At 49.1% G+C, this 24,032-nt stretch carries 21 protein-coding genes; 16 read left to right on the forward strand and 5 right to left on the reverse strand.

Annotated features, from left to right (window positions below; translation table 11 throughout):
• Nucleotides 1-10: 10 nt before the first annotated feature.
• Entirely contained in the window at nucleotides 11-331 is a 321-nt protein-coding gene (yajC, locus tag V5J77_RS08250) for a preprotein translocase subunit YajC (protein ID WP_338555295.1), read from the forward strand.
• Nucleotides 332-542: 211 nt separating this feature from the next.
• Here yajC and V5J77_RS08255 read toward each other — a convergent pair whose 3' ends face one another.
• The gene (locus V5J77_RS08255) at nucleotides 543-935 is read right to left on the reverse strand and encodes a TIGR04086 family membrane protein (protein WP_338555296.1); all 393 of its coding nucleotides are present in this window, start codon (nucleotides 933-935) and stop codon (nucleotides 543-545) included.
• Nucleotides 936-1,188: 253 nt separating this feature from the next.
• Here V5J77_RS08255 and V5J77_RS08260 point away from each other — a divergent pair, with 253 nt between their 5' ends.
• Together V5J77_RS08260 and V5J77_RS08265 are read left to right on the forward strand one after the other, a co-directional pair.
• A complete protein-coding gene (locus tag V5J77_RS08260) occupies nucleotides 1,189-2,505 on the forward strand; it encodes an ArsB/NhaD family transporter (RefSeq protein WP_338556639.1) in 1,317 nt (438 codons plus the stop codon).
• Nucleotides 2,506-2,642: 137 nt separating this feature from the next.
• Nucleotides 2,643-3,407 (forward strand): DUF421 domain-containing protein, encoded by a 765-nt coding sequence (locus V5J77_RS08265; protein ID WP_338555297.1) that lies wholly within the window; start codon nucleotides 2,643-2,645, stop codon nucleotides 3,405-3,407.
• A 56-nt stretch (nucleotides 3,408-3,463) separates the two neighbouring features.
• On the opposite strand, the gene spoVB is transcribed toward V5J77_RS08265, so the two are convergent.
• Entirely contained in the window at nucleotides 3,464-5,029 is a 1,566-nt protein-coding gene (gene spoVB, locus V5J77_RS08270; protein ID WP_338555298.1) for a stage V sporulation protein B, read from the reverse strand.
• A gap of 160 nt (nucleotides 5,030-5,189) precedes the next feature.
• Between spoVB and V5J77_RS08275 the strand changes: the two genes are divergently transcribed.
• From V5J77_RS08275 to dtd, 8 genes are all read left to right on the forward strand, one after another.
• A complete protein-coding gene (locus V5J77_RS08275; RefSeq protein ID WP_338555299.1) occupies nucleotides 5,190-5,429 on the forward strand; it encodes a post-transcriptional regulator in 240 nt (79 codons plus the stop codon).
• A gap of 82 nt (nucleotides 5,430-5,511) precedes the next feature.
• On the forward strand, nucleotides 5,512-6,744 hold the full coding sequence (gene secD / locus V5J77_RS08280) for a protein translocase subunit SecD (RefSeq protein WP_338555300.1): 1,233 nt from the start codon (nucleotides 5,512-5,514) through the stop codon (nucleotides 6,742-6,744).
• On the forward strand, nucleotides 6,734-7,654 hold the full coding sequence (gene secF / locus V5J77_RS08285; RefSeq protein ID WP_338555301.1) for a protein translocase subunit SecF: 921 nt from the start codon (nucleotides 6,734-6,736) through the stop codon (nucleotides 7,652-7,654). The genes secD and secF overlap by 11 nt, the downstream gene beginning before the upstream one ends.
• A 20-nt stretch (nucleotides 7,655-7,674) precedes the next feature.
• Entirely contained in the window at nucleotides 7,675-8,604 is a 930-nt protein-coding gene (locus tag V5J77_RS08290) for a cation diffusion facilitator family transporter (RefSeq protein WP_338555302.1), read from the forward strand.
• Between the two features lie 31 nt (nucleotides 8,605-8,635).
• A complete protein-coding gene (gene recJ, locus V5J77_RS08295) occupies nucleotides 8,636-10,669 on the forward strand; it encodes a single-stranded-DNA-specific exonuclease RecJ (protein ID WP_338555303.1) in 2,034 nt (677 codons plus the stop codon).
• Between the two features lie 55 nt (nucleotides 10,670-10,724).
• Nucleotides 10,725-11,237, forward strand: a complete 513-nt coding sequence (locus V5J77_RS08300) for an adenine phosphoribosyltransferase (RefSeq protein WP_338556641.1) — start codon at nucleotides 10,725-10,727, stop codon at nucleotides 11,235-11,237.
• Nucleotides 11,238-11,478: 241 nt separating this feature from the next.
• Nucleotides 11,479-13,659: a bifunctional (p)ppGpp synthetase/guanosine-3',5'-bis(diphosphate) 3'-pyrophosphohydrolase gene (locus V5J77_RS08305; RefSeq protein ID WP_338555304.1), complete on the forward strand. Its 2,181-nt coding sequence runs from the start codon at nucleotides 11,479-11,481 to the stop codon at nucleotides 13,657-13,659.
• A gap of 483 nt (nucleotides 13,660-14,142) precedes the next feature.
• Entirely contained in the window at nucleotides 14,143-14,589 is a 447-nt protein-coding gene (gene dtd, locus V5J77_RS08310) for a D-aminoacyl-tRNA deacylase (protein WP_338555305.1), read from the forward strand.
• A gap of 40 nt (nucleotides 14,590-14,629) precedes the next feature.
• Here the strand turns inward: dtd and V5J77_RS08315 are convergent, their stop codons facing one another.
• Together V5J77_RS08315 and V5J77_RS08320 are read right to left on the reverse strand one after the other, a co-directional pair.
• Nucleotides 14,630-15,310, reverse strand: coding sequence for a hypothetical protein (locus V5J77_RS08315; protein ID WP_338555306.1), 681 nt, complete (start codon nucleotides 15,308-15,310; stop codon nucleotides 14,630-14,632).
• Between the two features lie 18 nt (nucleotides 15,311-15,328).
• Nucleotides 15,329-15,883: a M57 family metalloprotease gene (locus V5J77_RS08320; protein WP_338555307.1), complete on the reverse strand. Its 555-nt coding sequence runs from the start codon at nucleotides 15,881-15,883 to the stop codon at nucleotides 15,329-15,331.
• A gap of 358 nt (nucleotides 15,884-16,241) precedes the next feature.
• Between V5J77_RS08320 and V5J77_RS08325 the strand changes: the two genes are divergently transcribed.
• The 4 genes from V5J77_RS08325 to V5J77_RS08340 all read left to right on the forward strand — a co-directional run bounded on the left by V5J77_RS08325 (nucleotide 16,242) and on the right by V5J77_RS08340 (nucleotide 21,183).
• On the forward strand, nucleotides 16,242-16,415 hold the full coding sequence (locus tag V5J77_RS08325; protein WP_338555308.1) for a hypothetical protein: 174 nt from the start codon (nucleotides 16,242-16,244) through the stop codon (nucleotides 16,413-16,415).
• Nucleotides 16,416-17,184: 769 nt separating this feature from the next.
• A complete protein-coding gene (gene hisS / locus V5J77_RS08330) occupies nucleotides 17,185-18,435 on the forward strand; it encodes a histidine--tRNA ligase (protein ID WP_338555309.1) in 1,251 nt (416 codons plus the stop codon).
• Nucleotides 18,436-18,528: 93 nt separating this feature from the next.
• Nucleotides 18,529-20,349 carry an aspartate--tRNA ligase gene (aspS, locus tag V5J77_RS08335; protein ID WP_338555310.1) on the forward strand — a complete coding sequence of 607 codons (1,821 nt, stop codon included), beginning with the start codon at nucleotides 18,529-18,531 and terminating at the stop codon, nucleotides 20,347-20,349.
• A 78-nt stretch (nucleotides 20,350-20,427) separates the two neighbouring features.
• A complete protein-coding gene (locus tag V5J77_RS08340; protein ID WP_338555311.1) occupies nucleotides 20,428-21,183 on the forward strand; it encodes a tRNA threonylcarbamoyladenosine dehydratase in 756 nt (251 codons plus the stop codon).
• Between the two features lie 90 nt (nucleotides 21,184-21,273).
• On the opposite strand, the gene V5J77_RS08345 is transcribed toward V5J77_RS08340, so the two are convergent.
• Nucleotides 21,274-21,927: a FusB/FusC family EF-G-binding protein gene (locus V5J77_RS08345; RefSeq protein WP_338555312.1), complete on the reverse strand. Its 654-nt coding sequence runs from the start codon at nucleotides 21,925-21,927 to the stop codon at nucleotides 21,274-21,276.
• Between the two features lie 319 nt (nucleotides 21,928-22,246).
• On the opposite strand from V5J77_RS08345, the gene V5J77_RS08350 reads away from it, so the two are divergent.
• Nucleotides 22,247-23,566: a replication-associated recombination protein A gene (locus V5J77_RS08350; RefSeq protein WP_338555313.1), complete on the forward strand. Its 1,320-nt coding sequence runs from the start codon at nucleotides 22,247-22,249 to the stop codon at nucleotides 23,564-23,566.
• Nucleotides 23,567-24,032 lie beyond the last annotated feature (466 nt).

Raw genomic sequence — 24,032 nt, forward strand, 5'->3', positions numbered from 1 at the left:
GGGGATTTCAATGCCACTATGGTTAGCAGATGCAGCTGGTGCGCCAACGAATAGTATTTGGGGAATGGCATGGCCGATACTACTGATGTTCGCCGTGTTCTACTTCTTGCTTATTCGACCGCAACAGAAGAAACAGAAGCAGCGTACAGCGCTGTTGTCGCAACTGAAAAAAGGCGATAAAATTTCAACAATCGGCGGGATGCACGGTACAATTGCAGAATTGACGGATGACACAGTCGTACTTCGCGTCAATGATACGGTTAAGCTGACATTTGAACGCAGCGCAATTAGCTCGGTCATTAGCAGTGCACCTACGCTTTCGAAAGAGTAGTAGGATAGCTCAAAAAAGCTTGCGCCTTGAAGGATTGACCTTCAAGGCGCAAGCTTTTTTTTAAAATATAAGAATGTATAAGTTTCACGCTTATAAATGGGCTTATATTTCTAAGGCAAAGCTCTTCATCGCAATGGAACGCAATGGAAGGACGACGAAGTCGTTTGTGCTTGATATATAAGCAAATACAAGCTGCTGCTCTTTCACCGAATTACTTCTTGAGATTGACGCCAATAACGCCCCCGAAAGCGCCAAGCAGCAAAGTAACGCCAAGCACAATCGCGGTATGCAGGGAAAAGCCGGCATCGGCAGCCAGAAAGCCGATTAACAGTATAGTCACACCATAGAGAAGTCCGAGCAATCCGCCCTGGTACCAGCCTTTCATGCCGGAACGCTTGCCCGACGTTAATCCGCCGGCAAAAGCGGACAAGCCATGAATACACGTTGCGAAGGTCGGCAGGCTGCTTTCCTTCATATTGCCGAAGTGAAGCAGCAGCGAAAGCAGCAAAGCGCCTAAAGCAAGCCAAACGATAGCATAAAGAAGACCCGCCAACATAGGGGAAGCGATCTGGGGCGGCCGCGGCACATGTTTAATCGGATTCATCGATTTCCTCCTTAAATTCCTTTTACTTAAACCATATGGCCAGGCTGTGTGGAATAGTACAAACAAGTGAGAGAGTGGACGAAATTCTATCCGATTACGTATAATGTGAGGGACAATGTGAAACGGCTATCGCCGTCCTTTGGCGGCGCGGCGCGTTTCAGTCCGAGAAATATAAGCCCATTTATAAGGGGAAACTTATAAATGCTTATATTTTAAGAAAGGGTGAAGCGAGATGGAAACCAAGGCAGCAGGAATGCTTTACAATCCGGCGGCTTGGCAGGTTATCGCAGTAGCAGTTATTTTTTTGGTAACCTATGCCTTTGTCATTACGGATAAAATCAATCGGGCAGTGGCGGCGCTGGCAGGCGCATTTCTCATATTGGTGCTTGGCATATTGGATCTGCGGTATGCTTTTACGGAGGCGGTCGGCTGGCGCGTCATTATGCTGCTCATCGGGATGATGCTGCTTGTCGGCATTTTGAACCGGGCAGGCGTCATCCCATACATAGCGATTAAGCTGGCCCAGTGGGCTCAAGGAAGCTCGTGGAAAATATTTATATTGCTCATTGCCTTAACGGGCATTAGCTCAGCGTTTTTGGACAATGTAACCATTATGCTGCTCGTTATTCCGGTGACGATGTCGATTACAAAATTGCTGAAGCTGAATCCCTACCCGTTTGTTTTTGCCGAAATTGTCGCTTCGAACATTGGTGGAGCGGCTACTTTAATCGGTGATCCGGTTAATATGATAATTGGAGCTGCCAACAAGCAGTTGACGTTTAATGCCTTTATTGTCCATTTAGGACCCGTATCGTTGTTTATTTTGATCGTTACTATCGGTTTGTTTTTGTTCGTGTACCGCAAGCATTTTAAGCCTACGCATAAAAGCAAGGAAGCAGACGAACTGATGAGGCTTTCCGCCAGCTCCTATATTAAAAATCGCCCGCTGATGATCAAAGCAGTGACCGTATTTTTACTAACAATCATTGCCTTTACGCTCCATTCCATATTAGACATAGAGCCGGCGGCTATTGCGCTTGGCAGCGCGGCATTGCTCATGATTATCGGTCTAAAGCGCAAGGAGGCAGAAATCGCCTTCCGCATGGTGGATTGGGGCACGATTTTATTTTTTATCGGCTTATTTATTATGGTAGCGGGGCTTTCGGCGACGAACTGGACAACCCAAATCGCTTTGGTTTTGCTGCAAATGACTTCCGGTAATGCGGATATAGCATCCGTGCTGCTATTGTGGATTTCCGGTGTAGCCTCCGCCACAATGGATAATGTGCCGTTTGTGACGGCAATGGTGCCGGTCATTCACGCGATGGGCGCTGAACTCGGACTGAACGCGAGTCAAATGGAGCCGCTGTGGTGGTCGCTGTCGCTTGGTGCAAATCTCGGCAGCAACGGAACGCTTATTGGCGCCTCTGCAAATGTAATTGCCGCTGGCCTTGCTCTGCGGGAAGGCAAAAGCTTTCATTTCAGAGCTTTTCTTAAAGTGGGTGCGCCGATTGCGTTCATGTCGTTGCTTGTCTCCACAGCCTACGTGTATTTTATTCTGATTCCCTAATTTTTATGTTTTCCCGCCTTTACCATAAATTCGTGCCTGGCCGTTTCGTATGAGGGACATGGCGGCAGGTGAGAATACGTGTACAGACTGCTCAGGCCAAATGCAGCAGGCGCGAGCGATGAAGGAGGCGGGATCACTTGGAATTTCTGGCCCTTGTGCTGCGTACCATATTGATTTATTTCATTGTATTTCTCATTATGCGGTTTATGGGGAAACGGGAAATCGGGAAGCTGTCGGTTTTTGACCTCGTTATCTCGGTCATGATTGCCGAAATCGCCGTGATCGTTATAGAGGATTTGGATCGAACGATGTGGGAAGGCATTGTGCCGATGGTTATATTAATGCTCGTGCAGGTGGGCATGGCTTATGTGGCGCTGAAAAATCGCAAGCTGCGGCTCTTATTTGACGGCAAGCCCAGCATCATTATGGCGAAGGGCAAGCTCAATCGCGATGTGATGCGCAAGCAGCGCTACAATCTGGATGATTTAATGCTCCAGCTTAGAGAAAATCAAATTACACGAATTTCTGATGTGGAATTTGCAATTTTGGAGACGAGCGGCAAGCTGTCGGTTATTCCTAAAAATAACGATGAGGCTCCTTCAGAAATGACGGAGGAGCATTTGTTTACTGAGCCGGAGCTGAACAGCAGCAGCAGTAGCAGCGAAGCCGAGCAAAATGCTAAAGTCATTCCGCCTAAATATCGTTTTGAAATTTTGCCCATTCCGCTCATTATGGACGGCAAAGTACAGGATGAAAATTTGGTGAAGCTGGAGAAAACCCGTTTTTGGTTGAAAAATGTATTGCAGAATGAAGGTGTAACCGACTTCAAGGAAGTATTTCTGTGTACAATAGACCATAAAGGCAAGCTGTTTTTGGATAAAACGAAGAAGCCGCGAAAGTAGCTGGGGGATATTATTTCCCAGCCTGCTCGCGGCTTTTTTTAATACATGTATGACCGCTAAGTCCGTGAAAACCAATGGCCGATTTTGGGCAAACGGGCGAGGTCATGTCGGTCAATAATGTTGGTCCATACCATTAAGGCCAAATATACAATAGCCCCGCATGCACAGGCAACGAGCAAATTCACCCATTCCGCGGCGAGCAGCTCACGATTCATCACGAAGCGAGCAGCAGCCCCCATAACGACCATGGCAGAGATCACCTTCATAAAATCGCGCAGCCTCATGCGGAAGCCGATCAGCTTGAGTACGCTAATGCCATGCAGTGCAGTGACAAGTACAATATTTAAATTAATTGCAATCAAAGCGCCATATATGCCAAATTCGGGCTTGGAGGCAAGATAAACAATGAAGACCAGCTTAATAGCGGCCCCTATTAACGTGTTCATAAGCGCCTTACCCGGTTTATCCAGCGCCTGAAGAGTGGCTTGCAGTGGAGCCTGCAAATAAATAAAAAGGCCGACAGGGGCAAGCAGTTGCAGCATAGGAGCAATTTCACTGTGGTTGTACAGCATTCGGCAGATCGGCTCGGCAAATAGGCCAAGAATAACGACGAAGGGTGCACCTGCGACAAGTGCCAGCCTCATGGATTGATGCAAACGCTTATGTATCGTTGCCATATCGCCCCTTGACGCCGCTTCGGAAAGCGACGGAATAAGCGAGGAGGCAAGGGAGTAGGTCAAAGCGGTAGGCAGCAGGATAAGCGGTATGACCATGCCTTGCAGCGCTCCGTATTGCGCTGTAGCAATGCCTGTAGCGATACCTGCCATAGCTAGACTGCGAGCGGTGAAGATGGATTCCAGCAAATAGGATAGCGAGCCGACTAGGCGGCTGGCAGTGACAGGTATGGACAAGCTAAGCAGCTTGCCCATAATGGGCGCTTTATCTTCTGTTGCAGCTTGCTTGCTTGCCTCAGCCAGCTGAGCGGGAGTTCTTTTTTCCCTTGCATATTTCCATAGCAGGACAGCTAGTCCTCCAATTTCCCCCACCACAACGCCAAGCATGGCGCCGGCTGCTGCCCATTCCACGCCTTTGGGCATGAGGAGCATCGCGAAGCCAAGCGAGAAAATAATGCGCAGCACCGTCTCCACAATTTGGGAGGCCGCAGATGGAATCATATTTTGCTTGCCCTGGAAGTAGCCGCGAAATACAGATGAAATCCCGACGATCAGCAGCATCGGAGTCATGAACAGAAACGTGCGCTGTACACGCTTGTCCGGCAGCAAATGCGCGGTTATCCATGGCGAGAACAGCAGCAGCAGGCTGGTCAGCGTAATCGCGAGCAAGATCGTGAGCAGCATCGCACTGCGAAAAATATGGCGGACCCGTCCCTCATCTTCGTTTGACTGGGCTTCGGCAATCCATTTGGCAACGGCGAGCGGAATGCCGCCGGTTATGATGGTCAGCATGACGGCCAAAAACGGATAGCTTAGCTGATACAGCCCAACGCCTTCGGCGCCTATAATGCGCGGCAGCGCAATGCGCGGGACGAAGCCGAGTATTCGATTGATGACGCCCGCCGCAAGTAAAATCATGGCTCCTTTTATAAACGTTTGCTTGGTCATACTCGCCCCTCATTCCATTAGCCGTATTGTTGCAGTATCATTGTTATGCACGGCATGTCCGAATCATGATTGGATTATGAACATCTCTCCGTATGCAGGAATATGCGCCTTGGGCAGCGAATAGTAGCAGTCAAGGCAAAAAAGCACGGGAGGCGCGGCTATGGAGGAACAGGACCTGGTTCAGGTAATTGAACAGCTGTGCAACAGCAAGGCAGAGGAGTTTCAGCTCATTGGCTATGAACATGCAAGCGGCAAAGATATTTGGGAGTGCGTAAGCGCGGGTTATAAAAAGAGCGGGCAGCCGGAGCTGCATAAGCTGGTCAACGACATTTTGTCGCTAAAGGTGACAAGCTTTATGAACTTTTTGACGATTAGCGCTTACCGGGGAACCCATTTCTAAGGGGAGGGTTTCTTTTTTTTGACTCAAAATTTGCTCGCAAGTATAATAGGAATATTGAGATCATAAGGGGGACTTAGGAAATATGAATGGGAAAAGATTATTTGCCTTCCTTGGGATCGTAGTCATCGTGTTTGGCGTGATCGCTTGGACGAGCCCATCGCTGGTAACCGGCATTCGGCTAGGCCTGGATTTGAAGGGCGGCTTCGAGGTGCTTTATGAGGCAGAACCGCTTACGGCCGGCGATAAAGTTACGCCTACTTTGCTGAAGGATACGGCGAAAAGCCTGGAGGCTCGTGCCGACAAGATCGGTATTTCCGAGCCGGAAATTACGACAGAAGGAACGAACCGCATTCGCGTCAAGCTTGCTGGCGTGACGAATGAGGATGAGGTAAGAGACATCATCAAGAAGCCGGTCAATTTGACGTTTAAAGCACCGGATGGCACGATTGAGCTTCAAGGCAACGATTTTGTGCAAAATGCAGCTACGGTCGAATATGATTCGCTGAATAATCCAGTCGTTTCGATTAAGCTGAAAGATGCAAAGAAATTTGAGGATGTAACGAGGAGACTGACAGGCAAGACGCTGGCGATTTATCTCGACGATGAAATGCTGTCGAATCCGAACGTCAACCAGCCAATCAGCGGCGGAAGCGCGCAAATTAGCGGTAACTTCACGCTTGATGAGGCAAATAGCTTGAAGGATACGATTAATTTGGGCGCATTGCCGCTTAAGCTGACTGAGAAATACACGCAAAGCGTGGGCGCAAAGCTTGGACAGCAGTCGCTTGAAGATACCGTTCGTGCCGGAATCATCGGCTCGGCGATTATTTTGGTGTTCCTGATTATTTTGTTCCGCATACCGGGCGTTGTAGCAGGTATTACGGTTATTACCTTTACTTGGATGCTGGTGCTCATATTCGAGATGTTGAATGTGACCTTAACGCTGCCGGGCATTGCCGCATTTGTTCTCGGGATCGGGATGGCGGTGGACGCGAATATTATTATGTATGAGCGGATTAAAGAGGAGATTCGCAGTGGAAAAAGCTTGCTTTCCTCGCTTAAAGCCGGCTCCAAAAACTCGTTCCGTACCATCATGGATGCGAATATTACAAACATGATTTCCTGCGGCGTGCTTTATTACATCGGAAATGGTGCGATCAGAGGTTTTGCACTGACGATGATTTTGAGTATTTTGGTCAGTATCGTTACAAACATTTTCTTCTCACGCCTGCTGATTCATTTGCTGATTCGCAGCAACCTGTTTACTAAACCTAGCTATTTCGGCGTGAAGGAGGCGGACATCCGTGAACTTTAAAACAACGGTGCATTTTGACTTTATTAAGCATAGCAAGAAGTTTTTCATGGCTTCTATCATTTTAACGATTGTAGGAATAATTTCGCTGTTCCTGTTTAATCTGAACTATGGCGTCGATTTTAAGGCGGGTACGAATATGGATATCGTAGTCGGCAAAGCCCTTACTCAGGCGGATGCGAAGGAAGTTTTGGCCTCAGTCGGCATGACGGAAGTTACGCCGACGGTTGGCGGTACGAACGGTGATCGCGTGTCTGCTCGGTTTGAGGAAGTATTGGAGCAAGCGAAGGTAACAGAAATCCAAACTGCCTTTAAAGCAAAATATGGCGATCAAGTATCGGCAGAGGTCAGTGTCGTATCTCCAGATATGGCGCGTGAGCTAGGCATCAAGACGATTTATGCCGTTATTATTGCGAGTATTGCGATTATGATTTATGTCATGATTCGTTTCGAATGGCGCTTTGCTTTAGCGGCAAACATTGCGATTTTGTATGACGCTTTTGTTGTAGTCGCTGTGTTTTCCATTTTCCGTCTGGAAGTCGATCTGCCGTTTATTGCGGCGGTGCTCACGACAATTGGTTATTCAATTAATGATAAAATCGTTATTTTCGACCGAATTCGTGAAAATCTTCGGTTTGGCAAGCTGAAAACGCGTGAGCAGCTCGCAGAAATGGTCAATCAGAGCCTTTGGCAAACGATGGCGCGTAATATTTATACGGTGCTTGCCGTTCTTGTTATCGCAATCTGTTTGTTTCTGTTCGGAAGCGAATCGATCAAGCTGTTTGCCTTGGCAAAAATTATCGGTCTGACAAGCGGCGCATACTCGTCGATCTGTATTGCGAGCCCGCTTTGGCTGCTTCTTAAAAGCAAACAAAAGCCTAAAGCAAAGCAGCCTGCCAAGACTGCGGTCTAACAGCGTAGGAGGAGGCAGTCATGGCAATGAACCAACGATATACAAAAGCAGAACCGGCCAGCTGGTCAGGAATCTGGGGTAATGCGGCGTTGGCGTTGTTAAAGGGGGCAGCAGGCTGGCTGTCCGGCAGCAAAGCATTGCTTGCAGATGGTTGCCGATCTGCTGCGGAAGCGGCGGCTATTTTCGCGGAAAAGGTCGTTTCACAGCGCAGTGGCAATGGAAGCGAAGCTTCTACTGGCAGCGCTGCTGCTGCAAAGCACAACAATACAAGGAAGACTGAAACCTTCATGAATGTTGTTTTAGCAGCAGCGCTGCTGCTAATCGGCTTGGAGATAGGCATTTCGGCCGTTCGCGACATTGCTGAGGGGATCAGCAAGCCGCCTCATTGGAGCGCGCTTGCTGCTCTGGCTTGCTGCCTGCTCGTGAAGGAGCTTATTTGGAAACAGCGTGAGCATGGCAGCAGCTTGTATGCGACACTTGCGGTATTCATTGGTGCAGGAATGGCTTGGCTAGGTAAGCTGATTTCGCTTCCGGTGCTTTATTATTTTGATTCGGCGGCAGCTATCGTCATTTCGGTTATCGTCATGAACGGCGGCTATCGAATAATTGTGCCCTCCTCTCGCAAAGAGGAAGCACCAACAGAGGCTTATAGCGAAAATACCGAGGAGCTCATGCAGCTCGTTCAACGGGTGGAAGGCGTCGTCACGGTACAGTCGCTGCACGCTCGCGAGCAGGGCCATTATGTCGTTGCTGAGGCCGTTATAAGCGTTAATCCGCGCGTGACCGTGCTTGAGGGCCATGAAGTGGCGAAAAGGGTGAAACGACTGCTGCTGACACGCTTTACCCATCTAACGGATGCAACCGTTCATGTCGAGCCATATGATCCCGGTTATCCTTATAAATCCAATCACGATCCGAATCAGGAGCATATGCCTACGCTGCTGCAATAGCGCAGCGTGGCAGAAAGGAGTGGAAGTCGGCGTGATTCAAGCTAAAACACGTTGGAATCTTGCGCCTTGGGACGAGCAGGCAGACGCGGCGGCGCAGGAGCTTTCCACAGCGCTGCGCCTGTCGCCGCTTGCCGCCAAGCTTTTGGTGCAGCGCGGCTATAGAGAGGTTGCACAGGCGGAGCAGTTTTTAAGAGGCGGCTCTGAGCATTTGCATGACCCGTATTTACTAAAAGATATGAGGGAGGCTGTCGCCCGTATTCGGGAGGCGGCCTCAGCTGGCGAAAAAGTACGTATATATGGCGATTATGATGCCGACGGCGTATCCAGCACCTCGCTGCTCGTGCATGTCTTTCGCGAGCTCGGCCTTCATTTTGATTATTATATTCCCCATCGGGCGCTCGAAGGCTATGGTTTAAACAAGGCGGCGCTGGAGAAGGCAGCCGCTGAGGGCATTGGCTTAATTGTGACTGTTGATACTGGCATTAGTGCGTTCGATGAAATTGCTTACGCCAAGGAGCTTGGGCTTGATGTCGTTGTCACTGACCATCACGAGCCGCCAGCGCGTATTCCGGATGCCTGCGCCGTCGTTAACCCGAAGCGTCATGATTGCACGTATCCTTTTGAAGGGCTGGCAGGCGTTGGAGTCGCATTTAAGCTGGCGCAAGCGCTGCTGGAGCGTCCGCCTATGGAGCTGACGGATATCGTTTGTCTGGGAACGATTGCTGATCTAATGCCTTTGACTGGCGAAAACCGGATTTTAGTCAAAAGCGGGCTGGAACGGCTTCGCCAGACGACGAATACGGGATTTCTCGCGCTTGCCGAGTCAACGGGCATAGAGCTGTCGTCGATTACATCTACGACTGTCGCCTTTGGCATGGCGCCGCGCATTAATGCGGCTGGCAGGCTCGATCATGCGCGGCGCGCTGTCGAGCTGCTCATAAGCGATAACTACGATGAGGCTATACTCGCGGCGACTTCACTCGATATGCTGAACCGCGAGCGACAGCGCATTGTGGAAGGGATCGTCAAAGAGGCGGAGGAGCAGTGGGCGCAGAAGCAAGCACAAGCAATGGCTGCGGGCGAAGCAGAGCCGGCAGTCATCGTGCTTGCGGGCGAAGGCTGGAATGTGGGCGTTATCGGCATTGTAGCCTCCAAGCTGCTGGAGCGCCATTACAAGCCCGTCATTATTCTCGGCATAGATGGAGAGAGCGGCATGTGTAAGGGGTCTGCGCGCTCCATTGATGGCTACGACCTGCATGCAGCACTTACCGTCTGCGATGAACTGCTGGACCATTATGGTGGCCATCAGGCGGCGGCAGGCATGAGCCTGCATCGCGACCGGCTGGCTGATTTTGAACGCAAGCTGGGCGAGCTGGCCTTGGAATGGCTCAGTGAACAGGATTGGATTCCCAAAACGGGCATTGATCTAGCGTGCAAGGTGGAAGAAGCAAATTTGCAAACGATCAATGAGCTGGCGCAGCTGGAGCCGTTCGGGGCGGGTAATCCATCGCCACGCTTGCTCATTCAGGGCGCCGCACTTGCAGACAAACGAACGATGGGCAAGGAAGCGAAGCATCTCAAGCTGACGGTGAAGAGTGGACAGGCTGTACTGGAGGCGGTAGGCTTCAGCATGGGAGCTATCGCCGACCGGCTGATTGCGAGCAGCACGGTGGATTTGGTAGGCGCGTTGTCCATTAATGAATGGAACGGCCAGCGCAAGCCTCAGCTGCATATTCATGACCTGTTCAGCGGAGGCGCGTATGCAAAATTTCCTGAACGTGAGCATTTCGGTCAAGTGTATCAACTGCTGCGGAGAATGAAGCGGGCACCGCTTGAGGGGCTTGCGAAGCGTCTCGCGGAGATGAGCGGATGGCCGCAGGAAATGACTGAGGTTATGCTGCGCGTGTTTACCGAGCTGGCGTTTATTCGTATTGAGGATGGCTTTGCAATCGTAGCAGAAGCGCCGGAGAAGCGAGAGCTTGGCACAGCGCCTTCCTACCAGAAGGCAAAAAGTAAAGCAGAACAATTGCAATCCCCGCTTTTTGCAGCTACAATATTGGTTTGACAGCATCAGAATGGCGATAGACAGAAGGGACGAATAATGAATGAGCGAGTCACAAATTAATTTTAAAGATTACATTCGGGTTATTCCCGATTTCCCACAGCCAGGCATTCGCTTTAAGGATATTACTACTTTGCTTAAGGACGGCCCAGCTTACCGTGCTGCCATTGAAGAAATGCGCAAAGCGGTTGAGCATTTGAAAATTGATATCGTTGCAGGACCGGAAGCACGCGGCTTCGTTATAGGCGCTCCGCTTGCTCTTGCACTAGGCGTAGGTTTTGCGCCCATCCGCAAAAGCGGCAAGCTGCCCGGCGAAACGATTGAAGCGAGCTATGACCTGGAGTATGGCAAAGATGTGCTCGCTATGCACAAGGACTCCATCCAGCCAGGACAGCGCGTTCTGATCGCCGATGATCTGCTTGCAACGGGAGGTACGATTGCAACTTCCATTAATTTGATTCGTCAGCTTGGCGGGGAAATTGTCGGCTCGGCGTTTCTTATCGAGCTCTCCTATTTGACGGGCCGCGAGAAGCTTGGCGATATGGACGTCGTTTCACTCGTTACTTACTAGAAATTGCTCAAAGTATGAAATAAAATGGTTAGAACGTTTAAGCCAACCAGCCGCTGCTGGTTGGCTTTTGTACAATAAAGTCCACATTGCCGGTTAAGAAATTTAAATTTCCATCACTTAAATTGACACTTCAATCGACAGCGCAGTTGACGTCATGCTATGCTAACAGGCATAATATTAGAAAACTCGGAAAATGTGCGAAGGGGAGCCTAAGCAAGGCTCATTTCGGAAAGGGATGTTCATGGGCATAGAGCAGTTAATTGAAAAGGCATCGGCCTATATGAAGGAACAGGACTTATTACGCATAAGGGAAGCCTATCATTTTGCAGATCAGGCTCATCATGGACAAGTGCGGAAATCAGGCGAACCTTACATTTTACATCCGATTGCCGTAGCAGATATATTGGTGGATATGCAGATGGATGTGCTATCCATTATTACAGCCTTACTGCATGACGTGGTTGAAGATACGACAGTCGATCTGGAGACGGTTCGGGCGAAATTTGGTGAAACCTGCGCGATGCTGGTTGACGGACTGACGAAGCTGGAGAAAATCCGTTTTCGTTCCAAGGAAGAGCAGCAAAACGAAAATTACCGCAAAATGTTTGTAGCGATGGCGCAGGATATTCGCGTTATTTTGATTAAGCTTGCTGATCGGCTGCACAATATGCGGACGCTAAAATTCCAGTCTGAGGAAGCGCAGCGGCGAATTGCGTATGAGACGCTGGAAATTTTTTGCCCCATTGCGCATCGGCTCGGTATTTCCGCGATTAAGTGGGAGATGGAGGATATTGCACTTCGGTATTTAAATCCGCAGCAATATTATCGCATCGCCAACTTGATGAAGAAAAAACGGGCAGAACGCGAGCAGTTTATTGCCGATGTTATTGAGCGAATTGAAGAGAAGCTTGGCGAAATGGGCATTGAAGGCGATATTTCCGGGCGCCCGAAGCATTTGTACAGCATTTACAAAAAAATGACCGACCGCAACAAGCAGTTTAATGAGATTTATGATCTCATGGCGATTCGGATTATTGTCGAAAATATTAAGGATTGTTATGCAACGCTAGGCATTATCCATACGCTGTGGAAGCCGATGCCGGGGCGGTTTAAGGATTATATCGCGATGCCGAAGGCGAATATGTACCAGTCGCTGCATACGACGGTTGTAGGGCCGAATGGCGAGCCGACCGAAGTGCAGATTCGGACATGGGATATGCATCGTACATCAGAATACGGGATTGCGGCGCATTGGGCATACAAGGAAGGCACGGTCGTGCCGAACCGCAATTTTGAAGATAAAATGTCTTGGTTCCGCGAAATATTGGAGCTGCAAAATGACGCCCGCGACGCATCGGAGTTTATGGAATCGCTGAAGATGGATTTCTTCTCCGATCTCGTATTTGTGTTTACGCCGAGCGGTGAAGTCATTGAGCTGCCAGCCGGCTCAGTGCCGCTGGATTTTGCTTACCGCATTCATACGGAGGTTGGCAACCGCACGATTGGCGCCAAGGTGAACGGCCGTATTGTGCCGCTCGACCATAAGCTCAAAACCGGTGATATTATTGAAATTCTCACCTCTAAGCATTCGTATGGACCGAGCCAGGATTGGGTGAAAATTGCACAGTCATCGCACGCCCGCAGCAAAATCAGGCAGTGGTTCAAGAAGGAGCAGCGCGAGGAAAATGTGGCGAAGGGTCGTGAGGCGGTCGAGCGTGAGCTCAAGCGCCTTGGTTTAGAGCCCTCGGCATGGCTGACCGAGGACAAGCTGCAAGAGGTTGCGTCCAAGTTCTCATTTAACGATGTGGAGGACATGCTGTCAGGCGTTAACTTTGGCGGCGTGACTGCTGCGCAGATTTGTACCCGTCTAACGGAGAAGCTGCGTAAGGAAGCTGAGAAAAACAATACGATTGAGCTCGGTACGGATAAAGATGCAAAATCGGGAGTCAGCCGTAAAAATCGCCAGCACCATGGCGTTACGGTACGAGGCATTGATAATTTGCTCATTCGCTTTGCTCGCTGCTGCAATCCGGTGCCTGGCGACGCGATTATTGGCTACATTACGCGTGGACGCGGCGTCTCGGTGCATCGTATGGATTGCCAAAACATTCCGTTCGGCATGGACGGAGAGGAAGCGGATCGCGTTATTGAGGTGGAGTGGGAAGAATCTATCGAGGCTAATTACAGCGTCGATATTGAAATTACCGGCCATGACCGTAATGGTCTGCTCAATGAAGTGCTGCAGGTTGTATCCGGCAGCAAGACGAATATTTCAGCAGTGACCGGGCGTTCCGTGAAAAATAAAATGGTCATGATTCATATGACCGTGCTGATCAAGAACGTTGAGCATCTCTCATCCGTGGTGGAGAAGATTAAACGGGTGCAGGATATCTATTCCGTCCAAAGGATTATGAATAGCTGATTTTGCTGCTGTAAAAGCCTTGGTTGGGAAGGGCGGGGGGACACTGCGTGAAAGGTTTGGGTTTCGGTCGCCATTGCTCCTGAATTTCATCGAATTTACCGCTGCACGGTAGAAATTCAGGAGCAAAAGCGAACGCTCCGCTCCTCAATCCCAAACCTTTCACTCCACTTTCTCCCCCCTCCTCTTCCCCAAAAAGGTTTTAAAAGCAGGTTTAGCTATTGCCAGCAGGCAACAAGCTAAAGATAACAGATAACAGATAACAGATAACAGATAACAGATAACAGATAACAGATAACAGATAACAAATAACAGAAGATAGACAAAGATAACAGGTCATAACTACACTTAATGGATGATTATAGTGTAGGTCAACAGGTATACAATAATTATCCCTGCTTCGCATGCACGAAGCAGGGATGAATGAAATATAGGTTGGCGGCGTACGTAGCCGCCTTCTTCTTTTTTAAGGAAGGATGGGGAAGCATGAAGGTTGTAATTCAGAGAAGCAAGCAGGCAAGCGTAACCGTCGAAGGGGAAATAACAGGAGCAATCCACTTTGGATACGTGCTGCTTGTTGGAATTACCCATGAAGATTCAGATGCAGACATCAAATGGATGGCCGATAAGATCGCGGGCCTGCGCATTTTTGAAGATGAGGCTGGCAAAATGAATTTGTCCATCGTCGAAACGGGCGGCGCTATTTTGTCTATATCGCAGTTTACATTGTATGGAGACAGCCGCAAAGGCCGGAGACCTAACTTTATGGCTGCTGCGCGCCCAGAACAGGCTGAGCCGCTCTACGAGCAGTTTAATGCCTATCTTCGTCAGCAGCATGGGCTGCAAGTGGAGACGGGGCGTTTTGGCGCTATGATGGATGTGTCGCTCGTCAATTGGGGGCCTGTAACATTGATTTTGGACAGCAAGGAGTAGAGCAGAGCCGTAAAGAGCAGTTGCACTTGCAGAGGATTCCTTAATTCATTTCCTCTTTCGCAGCAACCTGCGTTTTTATTTCTGTAAACAATTCTTCTTTAGTCAAACCGGTTATTTGATCAATAGCGGCTAGTTCAATCTGCTCCGTTTCGAAATGAATCGTATCGTTTTGCTCAGTCGTTAAAGAAAGCTCCTTATTTTCTGTATTTACTTTCAAAGCAACGCTGCCGAAAGAATCCACTTCTGCTTGAAAGGGTACTGAAGAAGGGCCGAACACATCCTTAGTCTGTGCTTTTTTCAAAAACAAGACATACGTCTGATCAAAATCGGGCTTGCTGTAGTTGGGCGAATTGAGCAGCGCTTCATAGTTCACTTCATCTACTGTATGTTTTAATAAAATATTATGTGGGATGGAAATATGAATCGTGCCTTCAACCTCGCCCAGCAAGGCCTCCTCAATTACAAAGGAATACACCTCGCTAAAATGGTTTTCTCCCATGTTCCAATCCTCAATAAACTTCACGTAGCGGCCGGATACCACATAATCGGAATGATGAACTAATCCTGCTACATCGCCGCTGACCGCATAATCGGGTGCATAATTTACATAATACGCAGCAGGCATTCCCTTCTCTTTTGTTATAAATAAAACTACTGCGGCCATGAGTGCTGCACATAACACTGAAATTAGCAGCATTCGAACATTCCATCGTATCGTCATGATGACTTCCTCCTTTAATTATTTTGGATAAAGGGTATTTATTCCGTTTTTGTCATCGGTTTGCGGCAAGTATACGTTCTCCCTGTTTCGACTTGAATTCATAATAGCCGTCACAGGAGCAGAGCTATGACCAAGACCAAGGGCGTGGCCTAATTCATGTCCGGTAGTGCTCCTTCTAGTTTGGGGAAAATTCACAACACTTGGGTTCCCTATATTGATATCTGCGGTAAAGTAGCTGGTTGAAGTTGTACCTGGGCTCACATAAGTAATGCATGCCCCATACATCGAAGGATCATCGACATTTTGAGTGCCAACGGTGCTGAAGGTTGAAGTATTAAGCGCCGAAAGATTAAATTTTATTTTACTTTGGGCACTATTCCAATCAGAGACGGCGGTGTCGAAAGCAGCTTTATAAGTCGTATTAGTGGTAGCGTATTTTACATATACGTTGTAGGTACTATTGACGGACTTTGGCCATTTGTGGCCGGTAAACGTAAAGGCGAAAGCGGTTGACGTAAAAATGAGAGCCGGCAGTAGTAAGATGGCAGCGGTCAGCAAAGATTTTTTCCTCATTATTTCATGCCCCTTTTTTGATTTTTCTTACTGGTAAATTACTGTATACCTTTTTCTGTGCACGACTAAGCGCTTATAGGAAACGATTGCGCACGAATCGGACATAACCTTATGACGAACAAAAAACAGGATATGTTTCATTTTCTGGATATTATTTCAAATTAATTAATAGTGATAGGCTTGAGATGTATCTTTCAAGCGGCATGAATGGCAATTGGACCAGCATCATGCTGGGGTGAAGATTAGGAGGGAGTCCTTCTGGATACAATAGGGGAGAGAATGGGCGCGGTTCAAGCATTCGGCAGCGATTGGCCGTGGCTGAGCGCCTGTTTATTTTGTACCGGAGGCGAATGAACGCATGCATCAATCCCGCAAGGAGCAAGGGCTGGAGCGGATTAGCCGCAAGCTGCTGCATGCCGATCGGCATGAAGCCATCAGGCTATCACAACTGGAGGAGGACATGGAGGCGGCAGAGGAATGGGCAGGCTTTCCAGCTGCTGCCGGCAAGCGGAGCGACAAAATGGACACGTAAATGAACACGTAGTATGGAGCCGAATGCATTTAGGGTACACGCCGGGCAAAAAATCGGCAGCAGGAAATAAAACGCTTTCTAAACTGTAATGTTACTGTAATCAAACGATAACGCTATTTTAACATCGCAAGCCTATAATAGACCTCGACCCCCTTTTTTAAAATATAAATTACTTTTGGACCTGCAAGGTGATTGCAGGTTTTTTTCTGTCTACTAATGGGCATACGGCTGTTTCTCTATATTTGGGCTGATAAAGCTGAATCGCAGCTTGACTTTCTGATGTCGCCCAAGTAAAATGAAGCATCAGCATCATTCACTATAATGATTTCATGATGGAACAAAGTAATCCATGCGCATATATGCAGAGAGGAATGCCTTAGGCTGCAAGCATTCTTATAATGGCGGGATGAACAGACTTTCCGGAGAACAGACGGTGAACGTTAGCCTGCTGGGGCTTAAGCTCTAGGCAAGCGATTGTTTCAGTAGCCGTACTGCGGGTGACGGGCGTTAACCGTCTTCAAGCGAGCTTCTGTCTTAGGGCAGCCGTCTCGGAATGTGGGTGGTACCACGGGAGCTATACTCTCGTCCCTGACAGCAATAGTTGCTGTTCAGGGGCGGGAGTTTTTTGCTTTAAATATAAGACTTTATAAGTTTTACACTTACGACTGGCTTATATTTCACCGCAAAATGAGCCATGCCGTCATCACAAGGCGAGTGCTGTTTTGCTTGTTCTTATGTTTTATTAGCAGCAGGTCAGGAGGAAAAAGACATGGCATTTCAAAAATTACCCGGAACGCAGGATATGCTGCCAAGCTCAATCGACAGCTGGCAGTTCGTCGAGCAGAAGGCGCGTGAAATATGCCGCCGCTTTAATTTTCGCGAAATTCGTACGCCGATCTTCGAAGCGACCGAGCTGTTCCAGCGCGGCGTGGGAGAAACAACGGACGTCGTGGAGAAAGAGATGTATACGTTCACGGATCGCGGCAATCGCAGCGTAACGCTTCGTCCAGAGGGCACGGCTGGTGTCGTCCGGGCATTCGTTGAAAATAAACTGTTTGGCGAGCCGGATTTGACGAAGCTGTATTATATCGGGCCTATGTTCCGCTATGAGCGCCAGCAAGCGGGGCGTTACCGTCAGTTTCACCAGTTCGGCGTAGAAGCGATGGGCTCGGTTAATCCGGCGCTTGATGCCGAGGTTATCGCCTTGGGCTATACGTTTTATACCGAGGTTGGGCTTAAAGGAGTACGCGTCGAAATCAATTCCGTCGGTACGCCAGCAGTAAGAAGTGCCTTCCGCGAGCGCCTGCTTGCTTTCCTTGAGCCGAAGCGCGAGCTGCTGTGCAAGGATTGCCAGTCACGGATGGATCGCAATCCGCTGCGCGTGCTGGACTGCAAGGTTGATCAGAAGCATTTTGAAGGTGCTCCGTCGATTTTGGATAGTTTGGACGAGGAATGCTCGACGCATTTTGAAAAGGTGAAGGCGTATTTGACGGCAATGAACATTCCGTTTGATGTCAATTCGAAGCTGGTTCGTGGCCTTGATTATTATACGCATACCGCTTTTGAATTTAAAGCGGAGGGCATCGGTGCAATAGATACGGTTGGCGGCGGCGGACGCTATAATGGACTCGTTGCCGATATTGGCGGACCGGATCAGCCGGGCGTTGGTCTAGGCCTTGGGCTGGAGCGGACGATTTTGCTGCTTGAGCATCAGAAGGTGGAAGGCATCAAGGAAACGAGTCAGGTCGACGTTTACGTCATCAGCCTTGGCGAGGCAGCGGAGCGCGAGGCGACTAAGATCGTACATGACCTGCGTGCAGCTGGCTTGCGCGCTGACCGTGACTACACGGATCGCAAGATGAAGGCGCAGATGAAGTCAGCGGATCGCTTCAAGGCACGTTATACCGCCATTCTCGGCGATGACGAGCTTGCGCGCGGCGAAATTGCCCTGAAAAATATGGAAAGCGGCGAGCAGCGCACCGTAGCGATCGGCGAGCTGGCAGCAGCGATTCAAGCTTAGAGACTGCGACGAAATAAAGTGCCGCACCGGTTACTTATTTCCTCTCAGCTCCTTCGTTCACACAATTTTTTAAATAAAAGGAGCCTAACCATTATGTTGAAAACACATCCATGTGGAAAATTAACGAAAAGCGATATTGGACAAACGGTTATTTTGAACGGCTGGGTACAGCGTCGTCGTGATCTAGGCGGCGTATTGTTTATTGATCTCCGCGACCGTACAGGTATCGTGCAAACAGTTTTTAACCCTGATTTTTCCGGCGATGCGCTGGCGATTGCTGACCGTGCCCGCAACGAATTCGTACTTGCCGTTCAAGGCACAGTCGTTGAGCGCGATCCTGAGACGGTTAACGCGAACCTGGAAACAGGCGAAATTGAAGTGCGCGTTGAAAAAATCGAAATTATGAACGCGGCAAAAACACCGCCATTCCCAATTGAGGATGGCGTCGAAGTAGATGAGTCGCTTCGTTTGAAATATCGTTACCTTGACCTGCGTCGTCCAGAAATGCAAAAAACATTGCTGCTCCGTTCGAAAGCAGCGAAAATTTTCCGCGACTTCCTTGACGGAGAAGGCTTTATTGACGTTGAAACGCCAATTTTGACGAAGAGCTCACCAGAAGGTGCACGTGATTATTTGGTGCCTAGCCGTGTGCATGAAGGCGAATTTTTTGCCCTGCCGCAATCGCCGCAAATTTTCAAGCAATTGCTAATGGTTGGCGGCATTGAGCGTTATTATCAAATCGCTCGCTGCTTCCGCGATGAGGATCTTCGCGCAGACCGTCAGCCTGAGTTTACACAAGTCGATATCGAAACGTCCTTCCTGTCGCAGGATCAATTGCTGGGCATGATGGAGCAGCTTGCTGCAAGATTGTTCCGCGAGACGGTAGGCGTAGAGCTTGCGCTTCCGTTCCAGCGTATTACGTATGAAGATGCAATCAACAAATATGGCTCCGATAAGCCTGATCTGCGCTTCGGCATGGAAATTCAAGATATTACCGATATTGTTTCCACAAGCGATGTGAAGGTATTCGCAAGCGTAGCAGCATCCGGCGGCGTCGTGAAGGCGTTCAATGCGAAAGGCTGCGGCGGCTGGAGCCGTAAAGAGCTTGACGATTTGCAGCCGTTCGCTGCTCGTTATGGCGGTAAAGGCCTAGCTTGGATCACAGTTAAGGATGGCGAATGGCGCGGTCCAATCGTGAAATTCCTTAAACCGGAGGAAATCGCGGCATTGACTGAGCGTCTGCAAGTAGAAGATGGCGACCTGCTGACCTTCTCCGCTGACAAGAAAAAAGTTGTTGTTGATGTCATGGGCAACCTGCGCCTGAAAGTGGGCCGCGAGCTTGGCTTGATCGACGACACTAAATTCAAGTTTGTATGGGTTGTAGACTTCCCGCTGCTTGGCTGGGATGAGGATGCGCAGCGCTATGTAGCCGAGCATCATCCGTTCACACGTCCGCATGAGGATGATCTGCATCTGTTTGATACAGATCCAGGAAAAATTCGCGCACAAGCTTACGATATCGTCCTGAACGGCTATGAAGTAGGCGGCGGCTCGATGCGGATTTACAAGCGTGAGGTACAGGAGAAAATGTTTGCTGCGCTTGGTCTGTCCATGGAAACAGCGCAAGAGAACTTTGGATACCTGCTGGATGCTTTCGAGTACGGTACGCCTCCGCATGGCGGAATCGCATTCGGCTTTGACCGTCTCATCATGCTGCTGGCTGGCCGTACGAACCTGCGTGAAACGATCGCATTCCCGAAAACAGCGAACGCAACCGATTTGCTGTGCAATGCGCCGTCCGAGGTTGAGCTGTCCCAATTAGAGCAGCTTCATATCCGTACAGTGCCTAAGCCTGCAAAACAGCCTGCACCTGTAGGAGCAGCACCAGAAGCGCCTCAAGCGCCACAGGCTTAATGGAAGGGGCGGGCGAAATGGCCCGCCTTCCTACCCTAGATGCATGGAATAGATAACAGAAGGGACGGCGATTTTTAGATGCTGCACCAATTTTCACGCACGGAGCTGGCAATCGGCCCGGAGGGCCTTGAGCTGATGAAGGGGAGTACGGTAGCGGTGCTTGGTATTGGCGGCGTGGGCGGCATTGCTGCTGAGGCGCTAGCCCGTACAGGCATTGGCCGTATTATATTAGTCGATAAAGATGTTGTCGATATTACAAACGTCAATCGCCAGATTCATGCGCTTACGACGACCGTCGGCGAGCCAAAGGCAGAATTGATGCGCGACCGCATTAAGCTCATTAACCCGGAGTGCGACGCGGTATCTCTTCGGATGTTTTATACAGAAGAGACGTTTGAGAAGTTTTTTGAATATCCGATTGATTATGTGGTCGATGCTTCCGATACGATTTCGTACAAAATCCATTTGATTAAGCAGTGCCTGGAGCGCAAAATTCCGATTATTTCGAGCATGGGCGCCGCTAACAAAATGGACCCGACGAAATTTGAAGTTGTCGATATTTCCAAAACCCATACCGATCCTATTGCCCGCGTTGTGCGGCAGAGACTGCGCAAGGAAGGCATTCAGAAAGGCGTGAAGGTTGTGTTCTCCTCGGAGACACCGAAGAAGCCGCGTCAAGATGTGACGCAGCGCATCGTGCCCGAGAATGCGCCAGAAATTCGCAAGGCACAGCAGCCGCCAGCGAGCAATGCATTTGTTCCTCCAGTGGCGGGGCTGATTATGGTCAGCGTGGTCGTACAGGACCTGCTGGCAAAGGCAGATATTACCGTCTAGGCAAGCCCGGCTTTTTGCCAAATAAAATAAACCAGAGCGGACATGCATAGGCATGTCAGGGGCTCTGGTTTTTTTGTTGCATATCTTTGCTTAACTGATTACCGCATGGATGAACTTCTCTAGTGCAGTCGTATCTGTAATGTTTTTATTGCAGTCCTCGCTTTTGGCGCACATATAGTTTCCGACGGCTTTGTAGTAGTCGGGTGATGTGCCCGCAGGCCTTTTTTTCGTTATGGCGGAAAATAAAGCAAGCTCCTCAAACCGATTGCATACAAAGCAATAGTTTTTCTTGTTCGTCGGGCTGTAGCGGCCTTCGACGCCAACAAACTGCCCATTTACGGGATAAACGATGAACAGCTTATTGCTCGCAATATCAATCCAGCTTAAATAAGTGACATAGCGATAGTCGATAGCGGCTAGATCGGGCAGCTTAAGCTTTTTATTTTTGGGAAAAAGCTTCTGTATTTGTTTGGCCGTAATGGCTGGAAACTCTGTCAAATAGGCTTCCAGATCCCGCAAATACTTGGCAAAATCCTCTTTCGTCCTCAGCGTTGAAATAGCTTCAAGCATTTGCTTCTGCTCGGCGGTGGTGTCTTTGAACATCTCCATAATGTTAGATTCTGTCGTATATTTAACGGACTCCAAAACTAACAAATCAACAACTGTGCCAAGCGCATGCTGCAAAATACCGGCTTGTTTTTTTATCTCATTATATTGATGGTTTCTAATAAATGGTTCACGCATGTAGGTTCAGCCCCTTATTTGTTTTGATGATGCAGAAAATAAGGTGCAAAGCCAAGTATTAGAAACGACAAAAGCGTGGCTGGGAAATAACGTATCAGTTATGAGTACGCCCATGCAAAGTATCGCTTCTAAAACAAGCTCTGCAACGGGCTGCGCCAATCCGGCAATCTCGTATTGCCATCCATACCGACCCCCTTTTTCAATGAATTACCGTATATTATAATCAAAAAAACCTTCTTTCTCAACAGCTAGCCCCATGGCGCGATAAAAAGCGAATATGCTATGATCGAAAGGAATAGAAAAGAAGGTTGTGAGGCAGATGGATTTATTTTCTTATCAGGAAGCGGAGACGCCGCGGGCGAGGCTATTAGCCGACCGAATGCGGCCGCAGACGCTGGATGAATATATTGGGCAAGAGCATATCATTGGAGAGGACAAGCTGCTGCGCCGAGCGATTGAAGGGGATCAGGTGTCGTCCATTTTGCTATACGGCCCGCCGGGCTGCGGCAAGACGACGCTTGCCAACATTATTTCCAAGCGAACAGCAGGCGAGTTCGTCAAGCTGAATGCGGTGGACGCTTCGGTGAAGGATGTGCGAGAGGTTATAGAGCAGGCCCGTCTGAGCAAGACGATGTATGGCAAAAAAACTATTTTGTTTCTCGACGAGGTGCATCGCTTCAACACGGCAAGACAAGATGCGCTGCTGCCAGCGGTTGAGCAGGGCATCATTATTTTTATTGGCGCGACGACGGAAAATCCATTTCATCATGTAAATGGGGCGCTTCTGTCCCGCTCGACGCTGTTTCAATTAGAGCCGCTTGGTCCGCAGCATGCGCTGGAGTCCATGAAGCGGGCGCTGGACGATAAAGGCCGCGGGCTGGGCTTTATGGAGCTGCACTGCGACGAGGAGGCGCTGGCGCATATCGCGAATATGGCAGGCGGCGACATTCGCCGCGCTTTGAACGCACTGGAGCTGGCTGCGGTAACGACACCTTCTGAGCCGGATGGCTCGGTACATATTACGCTGGAGGTGGCGCAGGAATCAATTCGCAACCGTGCGGTCAAAGCGGATCAATCGACGCAATACGATGTGCTGTCTGCGTTTCATAAAAGCGTTCGCGGCTCCAGCGATGCGGCGCTGTTCTGGTTTTTGTACGCGGTGGAGAAGCTTGGCATGGACCCGATGACGTTTATCCGCAGGCTGATCGTCGCTTGCAGCGAGGACATTGGCCTTGCGAATCCGCAAGCGATGGTGCAGGCGGTAACGGCGATGGATGCTTATCACAAAATCGGCTGGCCGGAGGCAAAATACAATGTGTCGCAAGCGATTTTGTTCGCGGTAGAAAGTCCGAAATCGAATGCAACGGCGATGGCCATCGGCAAGGCGATGACGATGATGGAGGGGCTTGGCGCAGCCGAAGTGCCGCTTCATTTGCGCGATACGCATTATAAAGGCTCGGCGCAGCTTGGTCACGAAGGTTACAAGTACCCGCATGATTATCCGGGGCATTATGTGCAGCAGCAATATTTGCCGGACAAGCTAAGGGATATGAGCTTCTATCAGGCAACCGAGCAGGGCATGGAGGATAAAATCCGGCAAAATCAACAGCTGCGTAAGCGTCCGAAGGGGAAGAAATAGCCGATTGAGGTGTTTACCATTTATTATATGTGGTTGCTTGTATCTTTTTTAGCTTCATTATGGATGTTGTCTTTTTACCCAAATTACAATGATAATGAGTTCGTGCTTTTTACTGATGTTACAACCATATTGATTTTTTTACCTGGCTTCTTTCTTATGTTTCATTCAATACTCGTACAACTATTGCTATTAATAGTGAAAAAGGCAGAAGCAATAGCTCCATTAACGATTATCCTTTATATTCTGAATATAGTGGTTATATCTTTTATTATTAGTTATTCAAGTATCTTTTTGAATATAGCCATTTCTATTGTGTGCTCGTCACTATCCATCATTCATTTTTTTATTTCACTGTATTTAAAAAAGGCTTGTATATGCTCTCATTTATAGCTATATGGTCATAGTAAATGCGGAAGCGTCCGAAGGGGAAGAAATAGCCGTCTGAGGGATAGAATGGCAACCTTCT

The sequence above is a fragment of the Paenibacillus sp. KS-LC4 genome (genome assembly GCF_036894955.1).
Classification (GTDB): Bacteria; Bacillota; Bacilli; order Paenibacillales; family Paenibacillaceae; genus Pristimantibacillus.